Origin of the sequence: Methylobacterium indicum, from assembly GCF_001043895.1 — a bacterium.
Lineage (GTDB): Bacteria > Pseudomonadota > Alphaproteobacteria > Rhizobiales > Beijerinckiaceae > Methylobacterium > Methylobacterium indicum.
Genome location: NZ_JTHF01000274.1, coordinates 1 through 6,026, shown reverse-complemented (window position 1 = coordinate 6,026; position 6,026 = coordinate 1). Strand labels below are relative to the sequence as shown.

Here is a 6,026-nt window from a genome sequence, read left to right as displayed (position 1 = left end):
CAGACTTGCGTCGGCAGGCCGACGTCTCGCCCGCTCAGATTCCTGTTTTGTCGCAGATTTTTGCCGCCGAACCGGTATCCGCTTCGGCGAAACCTGCTTGGCCGTCGTCCTACCAGGTCATCCGCACGCCGCCATAGACCGACAGCGGCTGCACCAGGGTGGTGGTGCGGGGGTCGTTCAGGACGTAGCGGCCGGCGAAGTCGTTGCTGCGCTCCAGGAAGGTGCCGAAATTGGCGTAGCGGTTGTTGAACAGGTTGGTCACCAGGCCGAAGATCTGCACGTTCTGCGTCAGCTGGAAGCTGGTGTTGAGGTTGGCGGTGAAATAGGCCGGCAGCTTGCGGTTGATGTTCGACTCGTCGCCGCGGAAGTAGGACGACGAGAACGCCTGCATGTTCATGCCGAAGCGCCAGAACGGCGTGATCGCGTAGTCGAAGCCGGCCTTGAACTGGTGCGCGGGCACCAGCGGCACCTTGTTGCCCGGGCGTACCGTGATGAGCCCGTCATCGGCGAGCGGGTTGTTGGGCGAGGACAGGTCGCCGCGGAACTGGAAGGTGGCGTCGATCAGCGCGTAGTTGGCGTAGAGGTTCAGGCGCTCGGTGACGTACTCGGCCGCGACCTCGATGCCCTGGCGCTGGGTCGCCGGCACGTTGACGTAGTAGCCGCGCGCCGCGTTGCCCGGCACCGCGATCTGCAGGATGTCGTTGGTGAGGTCGGTGCGGAAGGCGCCGAGCTTGTAGTTGAGCAGCCCGCCCTCGTAGAAGTTCGGCACCGCGCCGCGGAAACCGACCTCGTAGGTGCGCGCTTCCACCTGCTTGAGCGGCGGGTCGGCGACGAGGGAGTTCGGCAGCAGGCAGGGCCGGTCCGGATTGGCGCAGGCGAGCTCGAGCGGCGTCGGCGCCCGGTTCGACTCGGAGTAGCCGCCGTACAGGGTCAGCCAGTCGTAGAACCGGTAGGTCAGGCCGGCGACCGGGTTGATGCGGTTGAAGTAGTGCGTGCCGGTGACGTCGGGCGAGAAGCCGGTCAGGTCCTGGGTGTTGATCCGGGCGAAGTTCAGCCGCGCGCCGGCGGTGAGCGAGAGCCGGTCGGTGACGTCGAACGTGTCGAGGGCATAGAGGCCCATATAGAGGTTCGAGCCGGTCACCGCGCTCGGCGCGATGCCGAGCGCCCCGGCGGTGCGGATCGGCCCGACGCCGAGGCCCGGGATGTTGCCGTAGGTCGGGTTGTTCGGATCCGTGGTGATGCTCAGGTCCGGGTTGATGACGCCGAGCGTGCTGCCGGACTTGAACGAATAGTTCGCGACGTCGATGCTGCCGCCGACGATGAAGGTGTTGCCGTGGCCGAACCACTTGTCGCGGTTGGTCGCCTGCAGCGTGCCGCCGTAGCCGGTCGCCTCGGTCCGCACGGTGTCGAGGGTGCCGTAGGGCACGCCGGCCCGGAACGGAATCCGCTGGTTCTGCGGCCCGAGGATCAGGAACTGGTTGCGGAACTGCGCCTGGGTCTGGCCCGGCGCGGCCGAGAACCCGTCATCCTCGAAGCACAGGTTGCCGCGGAAGTTCGAGCGCGTGGAGCAGTTCTCGAAGTTGCCGTCGTTGCCGTCGATGTATTGCTGGCTGAAGCGGCGGACATAGGCGTTGCCGGCGAGATCCCAGGTCGGCGAGATGTTGACCTTGCCGGTGACCTGGATCTGGCCGACCTCGGTGGTGGTGGTCTGCGGCGAGGTGAAGATCGCCCGCTCGTTGTCGCGGGTGAAGTCGACCGGGGTGGCGGCCGCGGCGCCGAAGAAGGTCCGGGCGCCGGACGCGATGACGTGGAACTCGGAATCGAGGGTGCGGTGGCCGATATCGGCGTAGACCCGGCCGATCTCCGACGGCGACTTGTAGCGCCAGCCGGCATCGCGCAGGCCCTCGCCGGCGAAGTAGAAGCTCCAGGGGCCGACCACCTCGCCGTATTGCAGGGTGCCCAGGATGCGGCCGTCCGAGCCGCCCATCACCGAGACTTCCTTGCCCTGCCAGGTGAAGCCGTTCTTCATCTCGATGTTGACCGCGCCGCCGAGCGCGTTCAGCCCGAAGATCGGGTTGCCGGTGACGATGTCGATGCGGTTGATCGCGACCTGGGGGATCAGGTCCCAGTTCACCACGTCGCCGAAGGCCTCGTTGATGCGGGTGCCGTTCTGGTAGACGGCCAGCCCCTGCGGTGCGCCCTGGAGCGGCGAGGCGTCGAAGCCGCGATAGGTCAGGGTCTGGCGGAAGCTGTTGCCCTGGCCGTCCGACAGGTTCACGCCGGGCGTGGTGCGGGCGAGCGTGAAGGTGGGATCGAGGGTGGCGCGGTCCTGCTCGAGCTTCCGGGCCGTCACGGTCTCGACGGTGAACGGCACCTTGGAGAGCGGTAGGGCGCCGCCGCTCTCGATCCGCTCGCCCGTGGCCGAGCGGCCGGTGCCGCCGGAACCGGCCACCGGCGTCACCGGGACGACGTCGATGGTCTCGAGGGCGATGGTCCCCTGAGCGGATGCCGGCGCGGCGAGCGCCGCCGACACGAGCGCGGTCGTGACGAGAAGTCCCCAGCGCGACGCAACCATGCCCGACATACTCCCCCGCCGGTATCCGACTCGTGCGGTGCCGCACGGCGCCGCGAATTGGAGGAGAGATAACGAGCTTCACCGTTTCGCCGCAATCCCGGCAAAGGTCATACGGCACTCTTAGGAAGTACCGGGCCAGGATCGGCGCGCGAACCCCGGGCACAGTGACGGTCCTGCAACAATCCGCCGGGTCGACAACGTCGCGTCAGGGAAAGTTTGGCAGTAGGGATTGCCGAATCTTCCTGTTCGATCGACTTCGATGCGGCCGATCCGGGTCGGGCGAATCGTGTCACGGATGGCCGAGGGTTGCTACCGCCTCGGACCCGGTGAGCGGCGCACCGTCCCACTGCGCCGGCCGTTCGATGGCGGCGCGCAGCATCGCCTTGTAGGCCTGACGCGGCACCTCCTCGGCGCCGAACTGCGCCAGGTGGCTGGTGACGAACTGCGCGTCGAGCAGAGTGTACCCGCCGCGCTTCAGCCGCGCGGCGAGGTGGACGAGAGCGACCTTCGAGGCGTCCCGGGCCAGATGGAACATGCTCTCGCCGAAGAACGCCGAGCCCAGCGACACGCCGTAGAGCCCACCCACCAGGCTGCGGGGCTCGCCCGCATAGACCTCGACGGTGTGGCAATGGCCGAGATCGAACAACTCGCCGTAGAGGGCGCGGATGCGGGCGTTGATCCAGGTGCGGTCGCTATCGCGCCGCGGGGCGGCGCAGCCCTCGATCACCGCGTCGAAGTCGCGGTCGGTCACCACCTCAAAATCGCCCTTGCGCACCGTGCGGGCGAGGCGCTGGCCGAGATGGAAGCGATCGAGGGGCAGGATCCCCCGCTCCTTCGGCTCGACCCAGTACAGGGTCGGGTCGTCGGCATCCTCCGCCATCGGGAAGATGCCGGCGGCATAGGCCTTGAGCAGGATCTCGGCGGTGATCTCGACGTTCAGGCTGCCGTGCATCGACAGGGGTTCCGGGCACTGGGTGCGGGGACGGCATTCTCGCCCCGGCCCGACTTTTCGAAAAGGGTGGTCGGACACGGGTAGGCCCGGTCGAACTAGGGCGTGGGGCCGCCCGCAACGAGATACGGCCCGCGGCGGCTGGCCGCGGGCCGTTTCACCCGAAGTCGACGGGGTCTGGCCCGGCTCAGTTCGAGGGGCCGCCGGAGGTCTGGCCGAGATTCGGGTTCAGGCGGCTCGGCATCGCGGCATTGCCGCCCTTGGCCGAGTCGATCTCGGTCTCGATGGTGTTGCGGCCGACGCCGCCGACCGGGGCGGGCCGAGCGGGGTTCACGACGGTGCCGGTGGTGAGCGGATCGACCACCGGGGCGGCCGGGCCGGGATAGGCAGGGCCCTGATAGGCCGGAGCCTGGGCGAGGGCGGGAGTGGCCAGCAGGGCGGCCATGGCGGCGAGCGTGATGATGCGCATGGAACAGTCTCTCTCGGTTCTCGACTGCGACCGTTACAGTTCGGAACGACCTGTCCGCTGCCTGACGCAGGGACGATCCAGATGTTCCGACCGTTGTCGCCGGGAGAACCGGCGGAGCGCCGCGCCGTTCCCCAGCGCCCGCAAAAAACTTGCGCGCCATCGATTGCTGCGATGCCGCACCCGCAACGGCGGGATTTCCCGAGCCGACATGCGAAAGGGGCACCCGCGAGGATGCCCCTTGTCGCGACGCCGCTTCGCGGGGCCGGTTACTCGATCTCGAGACCGCCGGTCTTGAGGAACTCCTCGAGCCAGTGGATGTCGTAGAGACCGTTCTGGATGTCGGCGTTGCGCACCAGGGTGCGGAACAGCGGCAGGGTCGTGTCGATGCCCGCGACCACGAACTCGTCGAGCGCCCGGCGCAGGCGCATCAGGCACTCGTTGCGGGTGCGGCCGTGGACGATGAGCTTGCCCATCAGCGAATCGTAGTGCGGCGGGATGCGGTAGCCCTGGTAGGCCGCCGAATCGACCCGCACGCCAAGGCCGCCGGGGGGATGGAAATAGGTGATCGTGCCGGGCGAGGGGCGGAAGGTGGCCGGGTGCTCGGCGTTGATGCGGCACTCGATGGCGTGGCCCTCGACCCGCACGTCCTCCTGGCGCACCGAGAGCGGCGCTCCGGCCGCCACCCGGATCTGCTCGTTGACGAGGTCGATCCCGGTGATCATCTCGGTGACGGGATGCTCCACCTGAATCCGGGTGTTCATCTCGATGAAGTAGAACTGCCCGTCCTCGTAGAGGAACTCGATCGTGCCGGCGCCGGTATAGCCCAGCTCCTGCATCGCCCGGGCGACCGTGCCGCCGATCTGCTCGCGCATCTCGGCGTTGAGCGCCGGGGAGGGGCCTTCCTCCCAGACCTTCTGGTGCCGGCGCTGGAGCGAGCAGTCGCGCTCGGCGAGGTGGATGGCGTTGCCGCGGCCGTCGCCGAGCACCTGCACCTCGATGTGGCGCGGCTTCTCGAGGTACTTCTCGATGTAGACCGCGTCGTCGCCGAAGGCGGCTTTCGCCTCGGTGCGGGCGGTCATCAGCGCGGTCTCGAGGTCGGCCTCGCTGCGGGCGACCTTCATGCCGCGGCCGCCGCCGCCCGACGCCGCCTTGATCAGCACCGGGTAGCCGATGTCGGCGGCGACGCGTTTCGCTTCGTCGGTATCGGTGACGCCGCCCTCGGAGCCGGGCACGCAGGGGATGCCGAGGCGCTTGGCGGTGCGCTTGGCCTCGATCTTGTCGCCCATCACGCGGATGTGCTCGGCCTTCGGGCCGATGAAGCCGATGCCGTGGTGGTTGAGCACCTCGGCAAAGCGCGCATTCTCCGACAGGAAGCCGTAGCCCGGATGCACCGCGTCGGCGCCGGTGATCTCGCAGGCGGCGATGATCGACGGGATGTTGAGGTAGCTGTCGCGGGCCGGCGGCGGGCCGATGCACACGCTCTCGTCGGCGAGCCGAACGTGCATGGCGTCGGCGTCGGCGGTGGAGTGCACCGCCACGGTCGCGATGCCGAGCTCCTTGGCGGCCCGCAGGATGCGGAGCGCGATCTCGCCCCGGTTCGCGATCAGGATCTTGTCGAACATGGGCGCCTAAGCAGGTTCCGCAAAAATGGCCGCCGGTCTCGCGGTGAAAACCTGCGGCAAAACAAGGAACGGCGCGGACAAAGCGGTGGCGCGCCAGCGGTTTGTCCGCGGGGCGATCACTCGATCAGCAGCAGGGGCTCGCCGAACTCGACCGGCTGCCCGTCCTCGATGAAGATCGCCGTCACGGTGCCGGAGCGCGGCGCCACGATGTCGTTGAAGGTCTTCATCGCCTCGACGAGCAGGACCCGGGCGCCGCTCTCGATCCGCGACCCGACCTCGACGAAGTTCTTCGCCTCCGGCGAGGGCTTGCGGTAGGCGGTGCCGACCATCGGCGAGAGCACCGCGCCCGGATGGGCGGCGAGGGCCTTCGGGTCGGCGTCGGCGACGGGCGCGGCGGCGGGGAGCGCAGCG

Annotated in this window: 5 protein-coding genes; all 5 read right to left on the bottom strand. The window is 68.6% G+C overall.

Going from position 1 to position 6,026, the window contains the following annotated elements:
- Nucleotides 1-109 precede the first annotated feature (109 nt).
- Nucleotides 110-2,575 (bottom strand): TonB-dependent receptor, encoded by a 2,466-nt coding sequence (locus QR78_RS26820; protein WP_048430663.1) that lies wholly within the window; start codon nt 2,573-2,575, stop codon nt 110-112.
- A gap of 289 nt (nt 2,576-2,864) precedes the next feature.
- A complete protein-coding gene (aat, locus tag QR78_RS26815) occupies nt 2,865-3,527 on the bottom strand; it encodes a leucyl/phenylalanyl-tRNA--protein transferase (protein ID WP_048430662.1) in 663 nt (220 codons plus the stop codon).
- A 184-nt stretch (nt 3,528-3,711) separates the two neighbouring features.
- Nucleotides 3,712-3,993: a hypothetical protein gene (locus QR78_RS26810; protein WP_048430661.1), complete on the bottom strand. Its 282-nt coding sequence runs from the start codon at nt 3,991-3,993 to the stop codon at nt 3,712-3,714.
- A 266-nt stretch (nt 3,994-4,259) separates the two neighbouring features.
- Nucleotides 4,260-5,615: an acetyl-CoA carboxylase biotin carboxylase subunit gene (gene accC, locus QR78_RS26805; RefSeq protein WP_048430660.1), complete on the bottom strand. Its 1,356-nt coding sequence runs from the start codon at nt 5,613-5,615 to the stop codon at nt 4,260-4,262.
- A gap of 116 nt (nt 5,616-5,731) precedes the next feature.
- A partial coding sequence (locus QR78_RS26800; RefSeq protein ID WP_048430659.1) for an acetyl-CoA carboxylase biotin carboxyl carrier protein occupies nt 5,732-6,026 on the bottom strand: 295 nt, incomplete at its 5' end.

Coding starts and splice junctions, on each gene's coding strand:
- QR78_RS26820 (WP_048430663.1), bottom strand. CDS start 2,575: ATGGTTGCGTCGCGCTGGGGACTTCTCGTCACGACCGCGCTCGTGTCG.
- aat (WP_048430662.1), bottom strand. CDS start 3,527: ATGCACGGCAGCCTGAACGTCGAGATCACCGCCGAGATCCTGCTCAAG.
- QR78_RS26810 (WP_048430661.1), bottom strand. CDS start 3,993: ATGCGCATCATCACGCTCGCCGCCATGGCCGCCCTGCTGGCCACTCCC.
- accC (WP_048430660.1), bottom strand. CDS start 5,615: ATGTTCGACAAGATCCTGATCGCGAACCGGGGCGAGATCGCGCTCCGC.